The sequence below is a fragment of the Celeribacter baekdonensis genome (genome assembly GCF_003047105.1).
Lineage (GTDB): Bacteria > Pseudomonadota > Alphaproteobacteria > Rhodobacterales > Rhodobacteraceae > Celeribacter > Celeribacter baekdonensis_B.
In genome coordinates this window covers 2116205-2135261 of record NZ_CP028475.1, presented here as the reverse complement: position 1 = coordinate 2135261, position 19057 = coordinate 2116205, and the positions used below count along the sequence as shown (strand labels likewise).

The window sequence follows — 19057 nt, the reverse complement described above, 5'->3', positions numbered from 1 at the left end:
GGATGGGCCCTATGGTGCAGCAGGTCTTTGACATTGATTTTCGCGGTGACGCTTTTATTTTTCCGACCGAAACATCGCCGGACCATATTCGCGCGATCATGCGAAAGTCAGGGAATTTTTATGAAAAACGCCTGTTGGAATTTCTGTGTTCGCGCATGGATGGAGCCACATGGGTGATCGACTGTGGTGCCAATATTGGCAATCACACCATCTTTATGGCCGGGGTTTTACAACGTCATGTTGTGGCGTTTGAGCCAATTCCAAGCAACCTTGACGCTCTGCGTGCGGCTGTTGCGCTCAATGGTTTGTCACACTCCGTCACGGTTGAACCCTATGCCGTCAGCGACACGGTTGGCCAAGTGACGCTTGGGATGGAATTTGCCGGAAACCCGGGGAGTTTTTCCATTGGCAGTGGTGATCAATCGCATACAGTTTTGGCCGTGACCTTGGATGGGCATTTTCAAAAGGGCGTCCCATCCGGGCGCTTGGGCATTTTGAAAGTCGATGTTGAAGGGCACGAAGAGCATGTGTTGCGCGGAGCGATGGCGTTGATCCAAAACCACCGTCCTATGGTGATTTGTGAGGCGGGGACGATGACGGCGTTTGAGCGAATTGAGGCCTTTCTTGCGCCCATCGGATATCATGCGGCGCGGGTTTTTGGCCGCACCCCCACGGTGGTTTTTGATCGCGTTGAGCGGATTTCGTCCGAGCGCGACAAGATCGTTGAAAAGATTGCACACTATGTATTGCAACACGAGCAAGCGCCCGCTGGATGAGTTGCGGGCGTGTAATACCCTACCCGGATGTGCTGTTTCGGGTGTTGTGTGAGGAAAGTTAAATGCGCAAATCCATCGGGGCACGGTTCTTGATTGTCGGGGTATTGACGCTGTTGATGTTTATCCCACTGTTTTTTGTCTCCGATATCGTGCAAAGCCGAAAATATTATTCGCAAAACACCCTAAAAGACGTCGGTCGTGAATGGGGCGGGGACCAGGTGATTTCTGGTCCGGTTTTGATCATTCCCGTGCAGGAAACTGTGGATCAAACTCAATCCGAAGAGGTGATTGACCCGGCAACTGGGCTGGTGAAAACCGATGGCAATGGCAATGCGATACTCAAACAGGTCACCCGGCGTGTGACCCTCAATCGTGCCCCGATTTACCTTTATCCAAACCAGTTCGATGTCGATATGCGCACCCAAACCCAAATGCGTCATCGCGGGATTTTCAATGTCCCAGTCTATCAGGCCAACGTGTCGATGGATTTTGATTTTCCGACGGCGCGCATCGCAGGCGAGGTGGACAAGGATGAGGTCATCCTTTGGGAACAGGCCAGCTTGGCCGTTGATATTTCCAACAACGCGGCGCTGCGCGGCGAGGCGGCGCTGACAATTGATAACAACGATGTGCCACTTGAACCGATTGCCTCCGAGCGAGGTCGTTCCGGGATCACCGCCCAAATTGGCGATCCGCGTGAGCGTGGGTCTTATGCTTTGACGCTGGGGTTGAACGGGGCGCAATCTCTGATGATTGCACCGGTGGGTCGTCAAACGGCGGTCACAATCACCTCAGATTGGCCAAACCCAAGTTTTGATGGGGCGTTTTTACCCGATGGCTCAGAGATTTCTGAGCTCGGATTTTCCGCCAAATGGACCATCCCGCATCTGGCACGTACCCTCCCGCAGGTCACGCGCGACGATTTTACAACGGCGCTGCGCCAATCCATGTCCTTTGGGGTGCAATTCATCGAACCCAATGATTTTTATCAAAAATCTTACCGCGCGGCCAATTACGCCATCCTGTTTATCGCCCTGACATTTCTCACGATTTTGTTGGTTGAAAAGGGCGCAGACCGCCCCGCACACCCGGTTCAATATATTCTTGTCGGCCTGGCACAGTCGATTTTTGTTTTGCTGATGGTGGCCTATGCCGAACAGATCGGCTTTGCGTCGGCCTATGCGCTCTCCGCCGGGGCGACGATTGGGCTTTTGATCTTTTTTGGCTCTTTCGGGCTTAACCTTGGCAAGCGCACATCGGTGCTTGGGGTGATGTTGCTGGTGCTCTATGCGGTGCTGTACCTGATCCTGCGGTCTGCGGATTATGCGTTGCTTGCGGGCGCGACCTTGGCCTTTGCGGCCTTGGCTGCAACGATGTACTTTACCCGCAACGAGGACTGGTATGGCCCGGAGGGAGCGACGCTTTGGGCGCGTAAATCCAAAGCCGCACCGTCTGTGCCCCCGTCTGTGCCCCCGGCCGAGGCCCCGGCAAAGCCCCCCAGGTAACCCATATGTGAGCCCGCCGCTGTTTTCCTTGCGGTGGGCCAACGTAAAGGCAGATATGCTTGTCCTCGCTCCCCTCCTGATCATTGGTCTCTATGTGGCCATGTATATCCTGCGCACGGAGAAAACCGGTGCGTGCAAATGGCGGCAAGTGAGCAAGGACGCGGAGGGTGTGGATTGGGCGTGTCCGGTTTGTGGCGCGAGCGCGCGCACGGTTGCGGGGGAACCAAAGCACTGTGGGGGGCAGGTGCCGAAGCTCTGATTTTGTCGCTAGATTATGGTTTACACATCGTTAAAAGTTTCTGCATTGCAGCAATCGCATGGCGAGTATGCGTGTTTTAGGGGCTGTATTGCGCCGCTCTGCGGCATATTTCAACAGCAAGGGAGGGCCACCCGGCGCATCTGCGCACGGACCCTTATTGGAGTATCGACTATGACCTTGCACGATGTTGCACTGACCGCAAAAGACACTGCAGACTCGGCGATGAAAGTCACGGAGTGGCTTGAATATTACGCTCCGGCCACACCGGCTGCGCAATCGAGCGAGCAAATCGTTCCAAGCAAACTTGCTGTTTTGGATCAGATGTACGCCTATTACGCCGACTGATGTCTGCCCCCACAGAATTCAAAAAGCCCCGCACAGGATGCGGGGCTTTTTCATGTTTGGCACTTGGTGACGCTGACAGACATATCAATGGTGCGGGCGTTCCGCCATAAACCCGTGAAACAGGTTTATGGCAGAACGCTTTAGCAATAGCGCTCAACGCCGACCATTTGCACGTCTGAGTAGCGGTCGCCATGGGCCCAGCCCACGGGCAGAACCTCTTCAATGTCCCAGAGGTCGTCCTCGGACAGAGAAATCGACGTGGCACCGACCCATTCGGCCAAATGCGCGGCGGTGCGGGTGCCGGGGATGGGCATCATATGATCGCCCTGATGCAGCACCCAAGCCAGTGCCAAAGCCGATGTGGTCACGCCTTTATTGGCAGCAAAGCTGCGGAAGGCGCGGACATGGTCCATATTGGCGGACCAATTTGGCTCCATAAAGCGCGGGTTCACCTTGCGGAAATCATGGGCTTCGAAAGTGGGCGGATCGAGGTCTACATCGCCCAACACCCCGCGTCCCAAAGGCGAAAACGGGATAAAGGCGATGCCGAGGTCTTCGCAAGTCTGAATGACGCCCAATTCCGGCTGACGCGACCAAAGCGAATATTCGTTTTGCACCGCCCGGACCGGCACCACGCGATGTGCGCGCTGAATGGTTGAAGGCGCGACCTCAGAGAGGCCCCAGGCGTCAATCAACCCCTCTTCGATCAACCGGCCCATGGTTTCGGCCACCTCTTCGATGGGGCGTTCCTGTTCACGGCGGTGGATATAATAAAGCTCAACCTTGTCGCGGTTCAGTTTCTCAAGCGAGCTTTCAAGTTCGGCACGGATGTAATCCGCCTCATTGGAAAAGCCGCGCGGCGGTCCGGGCACGATGCCGACCTTGGTGGCGAGTGTCACTTTTGCTTGGGTTTCTTTCAAATACTGCCCGACAATGCGCTCAGAGCGCCCCATGCCGTAGATATTGGCGGTGTCCCAAAAGTCGATGCCAGCGGCCTCGACTGCGGCCAAAGTTTCAAGGCTGGTGTCATCATCAGCGGGACCAAAAAAGCCCGCAAAGCTCATACAGCCAAATCCGATGGCACTGACCATCGGACCATCTTTTCCGAGTTGGCGTTTAGGGATGGACATCAACGTCCTCCTTATCTTCTGATCTGATGGGAAAGGGCCACCCGTCTGGGCAGCCCTTGAACAGGTAGGGTGCAGGTGCAGAAAAACAAGCCGCAGACCTTAAAGTTCTAGGCAAACGCCGCCTCAAGTGCGATTTCGACCATGTCGCCAAAGCTGCGCTCGCGGTCCTTTGAGGGCAGGGCCTCATGGGTCAGCAAATGATCCGAAACGGTCATGATACCAAGCGCGCGCACGCCATGACGGGCGGCGAGATTATACAGCTCTGCGGCCTCCATTTCGACGCCCAAGATACCGTGACGCACCATGATTTCGGTCAGGTCGGGCCGCTCGTCATAAAACACATCAGAGGAATAAATCCCGCCGACATGTACGCCAGTGTCTTTGGTCCGCGCGGCGGCGACAGCGGCCTCAAGCAAGCCATAATCGGCACACGGCGCGAAGTTCAGTTCTTTGAAAATCCCGCGAGACGGGGTTGAGAGCGTGGTCGCGGTCATCGCGATCACCACGTCACGCACTTTGATATGATGCTGCATCGCGCCACATGACCCGATACGGATCAGGGTTTTTGCACCATATTCAGTGATCAACTCATTGGCGTAGATCGACAGAGACGGCATGCCCATGCCGGAGCCGTGAATGGTGACACGGTTGCCTTTATAGGTGCCGGTAAAGCCCAACATGCCGCGCACTTCGTTGACCAAAACGGCGTCATCTAGAAAATTCTCAGCCGCCCATTTGGCGCGGTACGGATCGCCTGGCATCAAAACGGTTTCGGCAATCTCTCCGGGCTTGGCGGCAATATGGGGGGTCGGCATCGAGGCACCTCTTTGTTTGAGTTGCCCCGACTATAGCTTTGATTTTCGTGGGGACCAGCCTTACTCGGCGGCCTCAGACGCTGGATCAACCAAACCGACGATGTCGAACATGATACGGTTGAGTTCGAAATCTTTCGGGGTGTAGACGCGGGCGATGCCCATCGCCAAAAGCGCCTTTTCATCCGCTTCGGGAATAATGCCGCCCACGACCACCGGGATGTGCCCGAGACCAGCCTCTTTCATCCGTTCCATCAAGTCCGCCATCAACGGCATATGCGACCCCGACAGGATCGACAGGCCGACGACATGCGCCTCATCACGCCCCGCCGCTTCGACAATCTCAGAGGGCGTCAGGCGGATGCCCTCATAGGTGATGTCCATTCCCGCATCGCGGGCGCGGGCGGCAATTTGTTCGGCGCCGTTGGAGTGGCCGTCAAGACCGGGTTTGCCGACGAGGAATTTGAGTTTACGGCCCAGAGAGGTCGACACGCGTGCGACCTCGTCGCGGATTTCGTCCAGGCCTTCGGTGCGGTTCGACGGGTTCACGGACACCCCGGTCGGGCCACGGTACTGGCCAAAGGCCGCACGCACCATGTCCCCCCATTCGCCCGTCGTTGCCCCGGCTTTCGCGGCCTCAATCGAGGCGGGCATGATATTGACGCCAGATTTCGCCGCCTCGCGCAATTTGGTCAGCGCGGCTTGCACGGCGACCTCGTTGCGCGACTGCCGCCACTCTTGTAAACGCCCGATTTGATCGGCTTCGGCCTCTGGGTCGGATTTCATGATCGAACCATCGCCAGTGGTCAGTGGCGATGGTTCGCCCACGGTCCAGCGGTTCACCCCGACGACAACGGTCTCGCCGCCTTCGATTTTGGAAATACGCTCGGCGTTGCTTTCGACCAGACGCGATTTCATATATTCAATCGCCTCAATCGCGCCGCCCATGCCGTCCAGCGTGTCAAGTTCGGCGCGTGCGCCCGCTTTCAACTCGCTCACCTTACGGTCCACGGCGGGGTTGTTGTCGAACAGGTCGTCATATTCCAACAGGTCGGTCTCATAGGCCAAGATTTGTTGCATCCGCAGCGACCATTGCTGATCAAAGGGGCGCGGCAGGCCAAGCGCCTCGTTCCATGCCGGCAATTGCACGGCGCGGGCGCGGGCGTTTTTGGACAGGGTCACGGCAAGCATTTCGATCAGAATGCGGTAGACGTTGTTTTCTGGCTGCTGCTCGGTGAGGCCCAATGAGTTGACCTGAACCCCATAGCGGAAGCGGCGGAATTTCGGGTCTTCAACGCCGTAGCGCTCACGGGTGATCTCGTCCCACAGCTCGACAAAGGCGCGCATTTTGCACAGTTCGGTGACAAAGCGAATGCCTGCATTCACAAAGAACGAAATCCGCCCGACCATTTCCGGGAAGGCCTCGGCGGGCACTTTTTCTTTCAGGTCGTCCAAAACGGCGATGGCGGTGGCGAGCGCAAAAGCCAGTTCCTGTTCCGGCGTCGCACCTGCCTCTTGCAGGTGATAGGAACAGATGTTCATCGGGTTCCATTTTGGCAGGTACTCGCGCGTATAGGCGGCGACATCGGTGATCATCCGCAGCGATGGGCGTGGCGGGCAAACATATGTGCCGCGCGACAGGTATTCTTTGATGATGTCGTTTTGAACCGTGCCCTGAAGTTTCGACACATCCGCGCCTTGCTCCTCAGCCGCGGCGATATACAGCGCCAACAACCATGGGGCCGTGGCGTTGATCGTCATCGAAGTGTTCATCTGCTCCAGCGGGATGTCTTTGAACAACATCCGCATGTCGCCCAAATGCGCCACTGGCACGCCGACTTTGCCGACTTCACCTTTGGCGAGCTCATGGTCGCTGTCATAGCCGGTCTGAGTGGGCAGATCGAAAGCCACGGACAGGCCGGTCTGACCTTTGGACAGGTTGGTGCGGTAGAGCGCGTTGGACGCTTTCGCCGTCGAATGGCCCGCATAGGTGCGGAAGAGCCAGGGTTTATCCTTTTTCGTATCAGTCATGGCGGGCCTCGTCAGCTTTGACATCTTTCGATGGGCAATAATATTTCTCAGAAGCGTTTATGCGTGGAATAATGTGCCAATGTCAATTCGCCGCGATGCGGCAGGACGCGAAAAGAGGCTGTTTTCTTAGTGACGTAAGGATATCGTCTCGCCTTTTGGTCGTAGGCTGCCTTGTTTTTGTAGGAAATTTTTTAAAATGCTGCATTCGCTCGGTTATAAAATTTCAAAAAATGCTGCATTAGCATTGCATAATTACTTTTCAAATCGTATCTAGGAGACAGAGAGCCCGCGATTCTGCATTGCGGCGCAGGGCGGGGCCCTTTCAATGATGCCTGATGGTGTCGTCAAAAGGGCCCCAAACAACACAGATAAAGATGAGGCCTTGGGAAACCCGGCCCCGAAGATATGGAGGACTGAAGATGGCGCTTGATACGAAGCTGACGACCTACACAGCCGAAGAAAAAGATCTCTATGAGGTCGGTGAGATGCCTCCCATGGGCTATGTTCCAGCGAAAATGTACGCTTGGGCGATCCGCCGCGAACGTCATGGCGAACCAGAAACCTCCTTTAAACAAGAAGTCGTTGAGACACCGGCACTTGAGCCTCATGAAGTGCTTGTGCTCGTGATGGCGGCTGGCGTGAACTACAATGGCGTTTGGGCGGGGCTCGGCGTGCCGATCTCGCCGTTCGACGGCCACGGCGCAGACTACCACATCGCGGGTTCCGACGCGTCCGGCATCGTTTGGGCGGTTGGCTCTGCGGTGAAAAATTGGAAAGTCGGCGATGAGGTTGTGATCCATTGCAACCAAGACGACGGCGACGACGAAGAGTGCAATGGCGGCGATCCAATGTATTCCCCGTCCCAGCGGATTTGGGGCTATGAAACCCCGGACGGCTCCTTCGCGCAATTCACCCGCGTTCAAGCGCAACAGCTTTTGCCGCGTCCGACCCACCTGACGTGGGAAGAAAGCGCCTGCTACACGCTGACACTGGCCACCGCGTATCGGATGCTCTTTGGCCACCCGCCGCATGAGTTGAAACCGGGCATGAACGTTTTGGTTTGGGGTGCGTCTGGCGGTCTGGGCACCTATGCGATCCAATTGATCACGGCTGCGGGCGCGAATGCCATCGGCGTGATCTCGGACGAAAGCAAACGCGATTTCGTTATGGGGCTGGGCGCAAAAGGCGTGATCAACCGCAAAGATTTCAACTGCTGGGGGCAACTCCCGACAGTGAACACGCCTGAGTATAACACCTGGTTCAATGAGGCGCGGAAATTCGGCAAAGCGATCTGGGACATCACCGGCAAAGGCAAAAACGTCGATATCGTGTTTGAACACCCCGGCGAGAGCACCTTCCCGGTCTCCAGTTTCGTCTGTAAAAAAGGCGGGATGGTTGTGATCTGTGCCGGGACCACCGGCTACAACCTGACCTTTGACGTGCGTTATATCTGGATGCACCAAAAGCGTTTGCAGGGCTCGCATTTCGCCCATCTCAAACAAGCGGCTGCCGCCAACCTGATGATGATCGAAAAGCGGATTCATCCGTTCCTCTCTGAAACGTTCACTTGGGACGAGATCCCCGCAGCACACATGAAAATGCTGCGCAACGAACATAAGCCGGGTAACATGTCTGTGCTGGTGCAAGCGCCAACAACCGGCCTTCACACGTTGCAAGACGTGATCGACGCGGGCAAATAAGACCTTTGCGCGGACCTGAATGGTTCAATGTCCCGCCCTTCTTTCGAGGGGCGGGATTTTATTTGGGAGCGTCGTTCCGGCCGATCGCAACGACCCAAATGAGGCCGACGTCCGCAGACCTATGATCCGATGATCCCCCCTCCTAACGTCACGCATGTAAGCGGCGCGTCCGCTCCTGTTCTGACGAAATGACAGAGATGATTGTGGATCTGGGGGGCTGCCGCCAAATTTGGAAGTGCTCCCATTTTGAGTGGATTTTTTCGATTTTTTATTCGGAAGAATTCAACCCTAGATTGATATTCCCCACTGGCCCTGCGAATCCCCGTGTGTTGGAGTCTCGCATCGAGTTTTGCAACTTACAAGTTATGGAAAATAAACGAAATATTATAATTCAATACGTTATAGCAAGCCGCCTCCCTATTTATGGGGAGGCGATTTTCGCGAATTTCAAAATGCAAAAACACTGTCTAGGGTTGAAACTGCAACCACTTTGATAACCGAAAGAGGGTTTACATGCGCAACGATTGGATACTTGATGTACTTACAGACCTGCGGACGTTTGCGGAGCAGAATGGCCTGACAGCAAGTGCTGAGCAGTTGGGCGATGCTTGCCTCGTCGTCGCGGCGGAGCTCTCTAACGTGAGCCCGGAGTCGGAACAGGTGGGGGTGCATGACGGCGGATTTGCAAGACTTTCTGGAGGATATCCAGCAAGTTGAAACGTTCGAAGACTTTCAAAGTGCAACGGAGAATTTGCGCGACCTCCTAGCGATTTCCCATGTGGTTTACCATTGGGTCAATAGCGTTGGGGAAAGGTTTGGTGCTGGCACATATTCCTCCGAATGGGTCGACCGCTACCTTGAAAAAGACTACCTGCGCATGGACCCGGTGATTTTCGGATGTTTCCAACGGTTCACTCCTGTCAACTGGAAGAAACTGGATTGGTCCTCAAAAGCCGCTAAGGCCTTTTTTCGCGATGCACTTGATTACGGGGTCGGGAACCAAGGCTACACCATTCCGATCCGCGGCCCAAATGGTCAATTTGCTCTGTTCACCTTAAACCACTCGGCCACGGATGAGGACTGGGATCATCTTATTTTCCGCACCCAAAGAGATCTCGTTGTTGTGGCTCATGAGTTCAATAAAAAAGCTTTGGCCTTTGAGGCCGTAGATGAAAGCCAGTCAACCCCTGCGCTCTCGCCTCGGGAATTGTCCGCGATCACCCATATCGCCAAAGGGCTGAGCCGGGCGCAGGCGGCGGCGGAACTTGGAATTTCTGAGCATACGCTACGGGTCTATATCGAATCGGCACGCCACAAACTCGGCGCGTTGAATACGACTCACGCGGTTGCGCGGGCCCTTTCGATGGGTGTGATCATCGTCTAACTGGCTCAATCAAGGATGGTTTGAGCGGTAAAGTGCACAAAAAGCAAGCATAGAACACAAGGTGAACATATGTCGCACCCTGCGTACGCTTTGGATAGGTTATGGTTAACACTTGGACCGTAGCGTCCTCTCCAGTTGACGGAGACAGGAGCACCCACCCTATGTTGCGCTATATTTACGGCGATGACCTTCACCATTTTCCGCGTTTGCGCGATACGATGTTTCGTGATCGCGCCGATCAATTCAAAAATCGTCTCGGTTGGGACGTGCATGTGAACGAGGCTGGCGAAGAACGCGACGAATACGATGACATCAATCCCCTCTACGTGATTTGGCAAAAAGCGGACGGCTCCCACGGTGGGTCGATGCGATTTTTGCCGACCACGGGCGACACGATGGTCAACGACCATTTTTCTCACCTCACGGACGATGTGCGCATTGAAAGCCCGTTCATTTGGGAATGTACCCGGTTTTGTCTCGCCCCCGGTGCGGATCGCCGGGTGACCGCCGCACTGACCTTGGCGGCGGGCGAGATCATGGAGGAATTCCAACTCAAACATTTCGTCGGTGTCTTTGACCCACGGATGGAGCGGATTTATTCCCTCATGGGTCTCGTCCCGGATGTGCTGGGCCGTGTCGGCGAAGGGCGTGACACCATTGGTGTTGGTTTGTGGGAGATGCGCGAAGAAGTTTTTGCACCCACATTGGCGCGCGCCGGGATTGATCGAGCGATTTCAAAACGTTGGTTCCACGACGCCTTTGATCACCGGCACTGGGATGACATGCGTGCCATCGCCTAAAGCTTTCCCTCTGGTGTCCTCGACGGCGGGTCTTTAAAGCGTATCTCCTCACGCCTGAGACAGGTGAGAGGAGATACGCATGGGCCATTTCGATCTTTTGCGCGTTTCAATCTTAATCTTTGATTCAGCTTTGTCTCGAAACGCTTTAGGGTCGCCGCCATGACTGGAACCGCGCTTACATTCTCCGACGATCAGGCCGAGGCCTATGACGCCATCAGCGCCGTGCTGAAACAGGTGGGGGTTGATCTTGAGGATGGGGTGATTGTGCCCATGGCCTCAACGGACACGCAAATCCGCGCGGTGATCGGCAAGGCGGGATCGGGCAAAACCCTCCTGCTTGCGGAGCTGTACAAGGCGCTGGATGAGGCGGGGGTTGATATCGTGTCCGGCGATTGGGAAGGTCGCAAGAAAAAGGACCGCCGCACCTTGGCGATCTTGGCGCCGACCAACAAAGCGGCGTCGGTGTTGCGCACCCGTGGCGTGCCCGCGACCACCATCCACCGCATTCTCTACACCCCTGTCTATGATCCGGAATATGAGAAAATCGCCGAATGGCTGGCGGGCAATGGTGAGCGCCCGGATGTCGAGGCTCTCTCGGTTGAGGGGCTGACAGATGAGGCCCTGGATCGGGCCTATGCCTTTTACCAAACTCACAAATCCATCCCCGGCGCTTTGGCGGCGGCGGGATTGCGCGGCTCTGATTTTATCACCGGATGGAAACGCCGCGAAGATCCGCTCGACATCGGTTTCGTCGATGAAAGCTCAATGTTGGATAAACGCCAACTTGATGATCTCAAAGAGATTTTCCCAACGCTTGTGCTGTTCGGTGACCCGGCGCAGTTGGCGCCGGTCAATCAAGCCGGTGAGATGGTGTTTGAAACGCTGGGCGAGGAAAACACCCATGTGTTGCACCGCATCCACCGTCAAACCCAAGACAACCCAATCCTCGATCTGGCCCATGCTTTGGCCGATCCGCAGCTTGGATTTGACCAGTTTGATCGTATGATCCAAGAGGCCGCAGCCCGCGACGAGCGTGTGGTCTATGCCAGTCGGGTGGAAAGCGACCTGATGGCGCGCTCGCCCGTGCTAGTCTGGCGCAATGCCACTCGCATCCGGCTGATCCAAGCGTTCCGCAATGTCCATGGCGCACCCGTTGACGCCTTGTTGCCCGGCGAACCTTTGATCTGTGATGGGATCGAATTGCCAGCGAAACACCGTAAAAAGCGGCTCGATCTTGAGGCGCGTGGCCTGATCAAAGGCGCGCAGGTTGTCTACCTCGGCCCGGGGCGCAAACCAGGCTTTTCACGATTGCATGTGATTGGTGCGGAGGACCCGAATATTTCAGCGGCCTCCATCGTTAAAATCGAAATTCCCGATGAAGAAGAACCGTTTATCCCTTTTGCCGCCCGCATGGGGGCCGCATTTTTGCATGGGGCCGCAGTCACGATTCACAAGGCGCAGGGCTCGCAATGGGACAGCGTTCAGGTCTTTGCCCCCGACATCATGGCGGCTGCGCGGGCGGGTCGGATGGAGGCGGGGATACCGCTTTGGAAACGGCTGACCTATGTTGCCATCACCCGCGCCGAAACGCGATTGTTGTGGGTGACGATGGCGCGATTGGCAAAGCCGACAGCGCCGTTGTCTGTTGCGGATTTGACCGCCAAAGAGGCGGCGCCTTTGACGCTTGAGGCACAGGCCGACGGGATGTTGTGATCAACGCCGAAGGATGCGAAACGCGGCTGAGGCACCCCACCCAAACAGCCCAGCAATCGCCAAAGCCATCACGCCATAGATCAACGCATGTTGATAGGCGAGGCTATAAAGCCAGCGCTCAATCCCAACTTTTTGCACATTGATCGTTGTGCTATAACTGTCGATCACCTCTCCACCGCGCAGCAAAAAAATCCGCGTGGTGTAGCCGCCTTCCACGATATTGGAGGGCAGGGTGATCGAGGTTTGAAACAACGTGTCTTCGCTCAGAGTGACCGCGCCTTCGCGGGTGCGGTACAGATCATCCGCCTTGCGCAGCCGGATCAAGGCCTCGCGGGCAGGAAGCCCACGCATCCCGGGCAAAATCCGTTTGTCGGCGGTGATTTTCCAAAGACTGTCGGTCAGAGGCGGCAAAATATCGGCCAACTCCCGTGTCGAGGTAACCGTGTAAAAGGTCGGCGTATGGCCAATCACCTGCGCCTCGACATTGATCCAAATGCCAAAACGGCGATCTTTACGGCGGATGGTTTCGACCTTTTCAGGCCCTGCGACGGTGATGATGACATCAAGCGGGTCATCTTGCGGTGTCGGTTGGTCGCGTTTGACCGCGCCAAAAATCAGAATTTCAGATCCGTCAAAATTGGCCGTGATGGAAATCCGGCTTTGGCTGAGCGCGGCGACGACTTGTTCCGCCTGGCCCAGACCAGGCAGGATCAACAGTCCAAACAGCAGGGCAAAAACACGCGTCATCATGTCCCCAGCGAGTAGAGTTCTTTGGGCGGCAATAATAGATCGAAACCCAGTTTGAGACAGACGGCCAGCACCAAAAGCGCGAGCAAAATCCGCAATTGTTCGGCTTTCATTTTTAGCCCGATTTGTGTGCCGATCTGGGCCCCAATGACGCCCCCAACAAGCAACAAAAACGCCAAAAGCACGTCCACCGTATGGTTGGTATAGGCGTGTAGTAAGGTGGTGAAGCCTGCGGTGAAAATGATCTGAAACAGCGAGGTGCCGATCACAACTTTGGTCGGCATTCCAAGCAGATAGATCATCGCAGGCACCATGATGAACCCGCCGCCGACGCCCATAACGGCCCCCAACATACCCACCATGACACCCACTGCAATTGGCGGGATGGCAGAGATATAAAGGCCGGAGGCGCGGAATTTCATCTTTAGCGGAAGGTTGTGAACCCAGAGGTGTTTTTTGCGTTCCGGTCGTCCGCCGGGGCGACCTCTGGCCCGTTTGATGGCGCGAATGGATTCGATCAGCATCAAAAAGCCAATGATGCCCAAAAACACCACGTAACAGAGGGTCACAAGCAAATCGACCTGCCCCATGGCTTTGAGCATATTGAAGATCTGAATGCCGATGGCGGAGCCAACAAGGCCGCCGCCCAACAGCACAAACCCCATCTTCAAATCTACCGTCTTGCGTTTGAAATGGGCAAGCACACCGGAGACCGATGAGGCGACAATTTGATTGGCGGAGGTGGCGACAGCCACGGCGGGTGGGATGCCGACAAAGAACAACAGTGGCGTGATCAAAAAGCCGCCGCCCACACCAAACATGCCCGACAACACGCCCACGATCCCGCCGATGCCGAGTAGGGTGAAGGCATTCACCGAAACTTCTGCGATGGGGAGAAATATTTGCATGGGGGGACTTTCGCGACGTCTTTCTTCAGCAATGCAGTGATTTGGCGCGCGCGTCAAATGATCCGCTGCGTTTGAGACACAAAAGCGGACCCGAGGGCCCGCTTCGCATCATTTTCTAGGTGGCTTATCGCTCTTTGACATAGGGCGTGCCGCCCGCGCGTGGCGGAATGGCTTTGCCCACAAAGCCCGCCAAAATGATCACCGTCAGGATGTAGGGCAGGGCCTGCATGAACTGCACGGGGATGGTGAAATCGCCCATGGTGATGGATTGGTAGCGATTGCCGATGGCCTCCAAGAGACCAAACAACATCGTGGCGGAGAGTGCATACCACGGTCGCCATTTGGCAAAAATCAAGGCCGCCAAGGCGATGTAGCCGCGTCCCGCCGACATGTCTTTGACGAAACCCGCCGCGAGAGAGGCAAGATAGGTCCCGGCCATGCCGCACAACACGCCTGCGATGACCAGCGCCGCAAAGCGCAGTCTCACCACCGACACGCCGGCCGTATCGACGGCGGAGGGGTTTTCCCCCACAGCGCGCAGACGTAGACCAAAGCGGGTGCGATAGAGCACCCACCACGACAGTGGCACGGCAAGCAGCGCCATATAGGTCAGCGCAGTGTGGCCCGAAATCAACTCGTTGTAGAGCGGGCCAATGAAGGGCACATCGGCCAAAGCATCGGAAAACGGCAGGTTCCATTCGCCAAATCGCGCATCCGTGGGCAGCGAGGGCGTGCGCCCGCCAAGTTTAAACCAACTTTGGCCCACGACAACGGTCAGACCGGCGGCCAGAAAGTTCAGCGCCACGCCGGAGATCAGTTGATCGCCTTTGAAAGTGATCGAGGCCAATCCGTGGATCATGGAAAACGCCAAAGACCCGGCGACACCTGCCAAAAGCCCGATCCAAATCGACCCGGTGACCGAGGCCGCAGCCCCGGCCAAAAACGCCGCCGCTAACAACTTACCCTCAAGCCCGATGTCAACGACACCAGCGCGTTCGGAAAACAGCCCGGCCAGACAGGTCAAAAGCAAAGGCGTGGCAAGGCGCACGGTGCTGTCGAGGATTTGGATGATCGTGAGATAGTCCATGCTCACGCCTCCTTTTTCTTGTTGAGGGCGATGAACAGTTTTTCAAGTGGCGCGCGCACCATATTGTCGAGCGCGCCGGTGAACATGATCACCAAGGCCTGAATGACCACGACCAATTCGCGCGGGATCGATTCCCAGAATGATAACTCGCCGCCGCCTTGGTACAAAAAGCCAAAGAGCAGCGCCGCCAACACGATCCCGATCGGGTGGTTGCGGCCCATCAAGGCCACGGCAATGCCGATAAAACCCGCGCCCTCGACGGCGTTGTCGATCAACCGTTCGGCCTCGCCCATCACGTTGTTGATCGCCATCAGGCCGGACAAGGCACCCGAGATCAGCATGGCGATGACGACGATGCGCACCGGGTTGATGCCCGCATATTTCGCGGCCGTTTGCGATTGGCCATAGGCGCGGATTTCATAGCCGAGCCGGGTGCGCCAGATCAGGAAATAAAACCCCACAGCGGCCAAAAGTGCGATCAGGAAGGACACGTTGACGGGGGCGTTTTTGTTAAACTCGATGCCAAAGGGCGCCAACATTTCATGGAAAGTCGGCAAATGCGCCCCAGCCCCAAATCGCGCGCTTTCAGTTGACATAGACCCCGGAACTTTGAGGTAATTCAACAGGATATAGCCAATCAATGCGGAGCCGATAAAGTTGAACATGATGGTGGTGATGACGATATGGCTGCCGCGCTTGGCCTGAAGATAGGCGGGGATAAACGCCCAAGCTGCACCAAACACAGCGCCGCCGATCATCGCCGCAGGCAGGGCAATGGCCCAATGCGGCCAGGGCACATAAAGGCACACAAGCGCCACGCCCAAACCGCCCAACGCGGCCTGGCCTTCAGAGCCGATGTTGAACAAACGGGCGTGATAGGCGACGGCGACCGAGAGGCCGGTGAAGATGAAATTGGTGGTGTAATAAAGCGTGTAGCCGATGCCGTTTGAGCTACCAAAAGCGCCTTGCACCATGGTTTTGAGTGCCACCACCGGGTCTTTGCCGATGGCCATGATCACCAGCCCCGAAAGCAAGAAGGCCAAGAGGATTGAAATCAGCGGAATGAGGACGGCATCCGCCCATTTGGGCATTTTATTCATTGACCTGCCTCCCCCGATTTTTCTTCGGCAATCCCGGCCATCATCAGGCCAAGCTCGCCTTCATTGGTCTCAGAAGGCAGGCGTTCGCCCATGATTTTGCCATCAAACATCACCGCAATTCGGTCACTCAGCGAGAGGATTTCATCCAATTCGACCGAGACCAAAAGGATGGCTTTGCCCGCATCGCGCAGATGTACGATCTGTTGGTGAATGAATTCGATGGCACCAATATCGACGCCGCGCGTCGGCTGACCGATCAACAACAGGTCGGGGTTGCGCTCGATTTCGCGCGCCAACACGATTTTTTGCTGGTTGCCGCCAGAAAAACTTTTGGCCTCCAGCTTGGGGTTCGGCGGGCGCACGTCGAATTTGGTCATACTCTCTTGGGTCATCGCCTTGATCCCGGCGTTGTCCATCAAAAAGCGATTTTTCTGGTATTCAGGGGCGTGGTGGTAGCCAAACACCATGTTTTCCCAAGCTGCAAATTCAAGGATCAGGCCTTCGTCATGCCGGTCCTCTGGCACATGCGAAATCCCACGGGCGCGGCGGGACTGGCCGTCTGAGTTTTTGCCGGTGAGGTCGATTTCTTCGCCATTCAAACGGATCGTGCCGGTGCCGTTTTGATAGCCGCCAAGGACTTCCAAAAGCTCGGTTTGGCCATTGCCAGCCACACCACAAATCCCAAGAATTTCACCAGCACGGACATGCAAATCAATGCCTTTGACCCGTTCCACACCCTGCTCATCAATAACATGCAGGTTTTCAATTTCCAAAATCTGCGCGCCCGGTGCGGCGGGCTTTTTCTCAACATGAAGCAAGACTTTGCGACCGACCATCAGCTCAGCCAGATCTTCGGGGGTGGTCTCGGCCGTTTGTACCGTTGCGGTCATCTCGCCTCGGCGCATCACGGACACCGTGTCGGTGATCTCCATGATTTCGCGCAGCTTATGGGTGATCAAGATGATGGTTTTGCCCTGCTCTTTGAGCCCTTCGAGAATGCGGAACAAATGGTTCGCCTCGGCTGGGGTCAACACCCCAGTGGGTTCGTCCAAAATCAGGATGTCGGCTTGACGATAGAGCGCTTTGAGGATCTCAACCCGTTGCTGGTGGCCCACAGAGAGATCTTCGATCAAAGCATCTGGATCGACTGAAAGTTGATATTCATCAGAGAGTTGCTTTAAAAGTTTGCGGGCTTTCGCCAGCGAGGGTTTGAGCAATCCCCCGTCTTCCGCCCCCAGAACGACATTTTCGAGCACGGTGAAATTTTCGACCAGTTTAAAGTGCTGGAACACCATGCCGATGCCCGCCGAAATCGCGGCTTGGCTGTCGGCAATCTGGACCTCTTGGCCCTTGATGTGGATGGTCCCCGCATCGGCTTTGTAAAAGCCATAGAGGATCGACATCAGCGTGGATTTCCCCGCGCCGTTTTCGCCGATGATACCGTGGACCGTGCCTTTTTTGACCGTGATCGAGATGTCCTTATTGGCTTGAACCGGGCCAAAGGCTTTGGAAATCCCGCGCAGTTCAATCGCTGGCGCGTCAATGGGGGCGGAGGAAGCGGTGGGGGCGGCAGTTGCCTGCCGCCCCGCTTCAGACTGGACGCTCATGCGACAGCTGCCCTTAAAACGCCGGGCAGGATTCGTCGGACATGTAGTCGTGCACCACAACTTCGCCGGAGATGATTTTCGCGGTGGCGTCGTCGATGGCCGCTTTCATTTCAGGTGTGATCAAAGCGGCGTTGTATTCATCCATGGCAACCGCAACACCGTCGTTGGACAGGCCCATCACGTTGATGCCGGTTTCAAGGTTTTCGCCTTGCGTAAAGGCATCGAAGACAGCGTTGTCGACGCGTTTGACCATGGAGGTCAAAACCGAGCCGGGCTGGAGATAGTTTTGGTTGCTGTCGACGCCGATGGAGAGCATGCCCTCATCAGCTGCGGTTTGCAGAACACCAAGACCGGTGCCGCCAGCCGCCGCGAACACAACTTCAGAGCCCGCAGATTTTTGCGCGCGGGTCAATTCGCCGCCCTTCACCGGATCGTTCCAAGCCGCAGGCGTGGTGCCGGTCATGTTGACGATGACCTTGCCTTCGGGTTTCACGGATTTGAAGCCTTCAGCATAGCCACAGGCGAATTTGGAGATCAGCGGGATGTCCATGCCGCCGACAAAGGACACGGTGTCGCCCTTGGCCGCATACGCTGCGGCGATCCCAGCGAGGTAGGAGCCTTCTTGTTCGTTGAACACCACGGAGCGCACGTTCGGCGCATCCACGACCATGTCGATGATGGCGAATTTGGTGTCCGGGAAATCAGCGGCCACGGTTTCAAGCGCGGTGGCGAAGGAGAAGCCTGCCATTACGATCGGGTTAAAGCCTTTTTCGGCGAAGTTGCGCAGATACTGTTCGCGCTGCGCGTCGGATTGAAGCTCGACATCGCGGTAGCTCCCGCCCGTTTCCTTGGCCCAACGCTCCGCACCGTTAAACGCGGCTTCGTTAAATGATTTATCAAATTTGCCGCCAAGGTCAAAAATGATCGCCGGATCGGCCAAAGCTGCGCCAGAGGTCAGGGCCAATGTGGCGGCAGCGCCGAGGAGTGTTTTGGTCAGGGTCATGGGTATCTCCCGTTGGATACTTACTATTGGGGCAGTCCCTTATTTGAAAACAAGTCAAAGCCCATGTGAGCGAGAAAACAGTCTCGCAGTATGACGAGATTAGGGCGCGTCACAGAGGGAGGGTCAATACACATTTTACCATTTTTGACC

At 56.1% G+C, this 19057-nt stretch carries 16 protein-coding genes; 7 read left to right on the top strand and 9 right to left on the bottom strand.

From position 1 onward, the window contains the following. Positions 1-11: 11 nt before the first annotated feature. From DA792_RS14075 to DA792_RS22275, 3 genes are all read left to right on the top strand, one after another. A complete protein-coding gene (locus DA792_RS14075; RefSeq protein ID WP_159075279.1) occupies positions 12-776 on the top strand; it encodes an FkbM family methyltransferase in 765 nt (254 codons plus the stop codon). 62 nt (positions 777-838) lie between these two features. Beyond that, positions 839-2281 carry a cell envelope integrity protein CreD gene (creD, locus tag DA792_RS14070; protein WP_107720483.1) on the top strand — a complete coding sequence of 481 codons (1443 nt, stop codon included), beginning with the start codon at positions 839-841 and terminating at the stop codon, positions 2279-2281. A gap of 430 nt (positions 2282-2711) precedes the next feature. Then, positions 2712-2885: a hypothetical protein gene (locus DA792_RS22275; RefSeq protein WP_159075278.1), complete on the top strand. Its 174-nt coding sequence runs from the start codon at positions 2712-2714 to the stop codon at positions 2883-2885. 140 nt (positions 2886-3025) lie between these two features. Here the strand turns inward: DA792_RS22275 and DA792_RS14060 are convergent, their stop codons facing one another. From DA792_RS14060 to DA792_RS14050, 3 genes are all read right to left on the bottom strand, one after another. Then, positions 3026-4015 carry an aldo/keto reductase gene (locus DA792_RS14060; RefSeq protein WP_199908068.1) on the bottom strand — a complete coding sequence of 330 codons (990 nt, stop codon included), beginning with the start codon at positions 4013-4015 and terminating at the stop codon, positions 3026-3028. 107 nt (positions 4016-4122) lie between these two features. Then, positions 4123-4830: a purine-nucleoside phosphorylase gene (gene deoD / locus DA792_RS14055; protein ID WP_107720481.1), complete on the bottom strand. Its 708-nt coding sequence runs from the start codon at positions 4828-4830 to the stop codon at positions 4123-4125. Between the two features lie 60 nt (positions 4831-4890). Next, positions 4891-6858, bottom strand: coding sequence for a methylmalonyl-CoA mutase family protein (locus DA792_RS14050; protein WP_107720480.1), 1968 nt, complete (start codon positions 6856-6858; stop codon positions 4891-4893). A 419-nt stretch (positions 6859-7277) separates the two neighbouring features. On the opposite strand from DA792_RS14050, the gene ccrA reads away from it, so the two are divergent. The 4 genes from ccrA (at position 7278) to DA792_RS14020 (ending at position 12455) form a co-directional block, all read left to right on the top strand. Continuing rightward, the gene (gene ccrA / locus DA792_RS14045; RefSeq protein ID WP_107720479.1) at positions 7278-8558 is read left to right on the top strand and encodes a crotonyl-CoA carboxylase/reductase; all 1281 of its coding nucleotides are present in this window, start codon (positions 7278-7280) and stop codon (positions 8556-8558) included. A gap of 670 nt (positions 8559-9228) precedes the next feature. After that, positions 9229-9942: a helix-turn-helix transcriptional regulator gene (locus DA792_RS14030; protein WP_107720476.1), complete on the top strand. Its 714-nt coding sequence runs from the start codon at positions 9229-9231 to the stop codon at positions 9940-9942. Positions 9943-10103: 161 nt separating this feature from the next. Next, the gene (locus DA792_RS14025; RefSeq protein ID WP_107720475.1) at positions 10104-10742 is read left to right on the top strand and encodes an acyl-homoserine-lactone synthase; all 639 of its coding nucleotides are present in this window, start codon (positions 10104-10106) and stop codon (positions 10740-10742) included. Between the two features lie 159 nt (positions 10743-10901). Then, on the top strand, positions 10902-12455 hold the full coding sequence (locus DA792_RS14020) for an ATP-dependent DNA helicase (protein ID WP_107720474.1): 1554 nt from the start codon (positions 10902-10904) through the stop codon (positions 12453-12455). Here DA792_RS14020 and DA792_RS14015 read toward each other — a convergent pair whose 3' ends face one another. The 6 genes from DA792_RS14015 to DA792_RS13990 form a co-directional block, all read right to left on the bottom strand. Then, the gene (locus DA792_RS14015; protein ID WP_107720473.1) at positions 12456-13205 is read right to left on the bottom strand and encodes a TIGR02186 family protein; all 750 of its coding nucleotides are present in this window, start codon (positions 13203-13205) and stop codon (positions 12456-12458) included. Next, entirely contained in the window at positions 13202-14110 is a 909-nt protein-coding gene (locus DA792_RS14010) for a sulfite exporter TauE/SafE family protein (RefSeq protein WP_107720472.1), read from the bottom strand. Before DA792_RS14010 ends, DA792_RS14015 begins: the two co-directional genes overlap by 4 nt. Positions 14111-14234: 124 nt before the next feature. Then, positions 14235-15197 carry an ABC transporter permease gene (locus DA792_RS14005; RefSeq protein ID WP_107720471.1) on the bottom strand — a complete coding sequence of 321 codons (963 nt, stop codon included), beginning with the start codon at positions 15195-15197 and terminating at the stop codon, positions 14235-14237. Between the two features lie 2 nt (positions 15198-15199). Beyond that, entirely contained in the window at positions 15200-16297 is a 1098-nt protein-coding gene (locus DA792_RS14000) for an ABC transporter permease (protein WP_107720470.1), read from the bottom strand. Next, positions 16294-17904 carry an ABC transporter ATP-binding protein gene (locus tag DA792_RS13995; RefSeq protein WP_199908067.1) on the bottom strand — a complete coding sequence of 537 codons (1611 nt, stop codon included), beginning with the start codon at positions 17902-17904 and terminating at the stop codon, positions 16294-16296. The genes DA792_RS14000 and DA792_RS13995 overlap by 4 nt, the downstream gene beginning before the upstream one ends. A gap of 13 nt (positions 17905-17917) precedes the next feature. Next, positions 17918-18907 (bottom strand): BMP family lipoprotein, encoded by a 990-nt coding sequence (locus tag DA792_RS13990; RefSeq protein WP_107720469.1) that lies wholly within the window; start codon positions 18905-18907, stop codon positions 17918-17920. Positions 18908-19057: the final 150 nt, after the last annotated feature.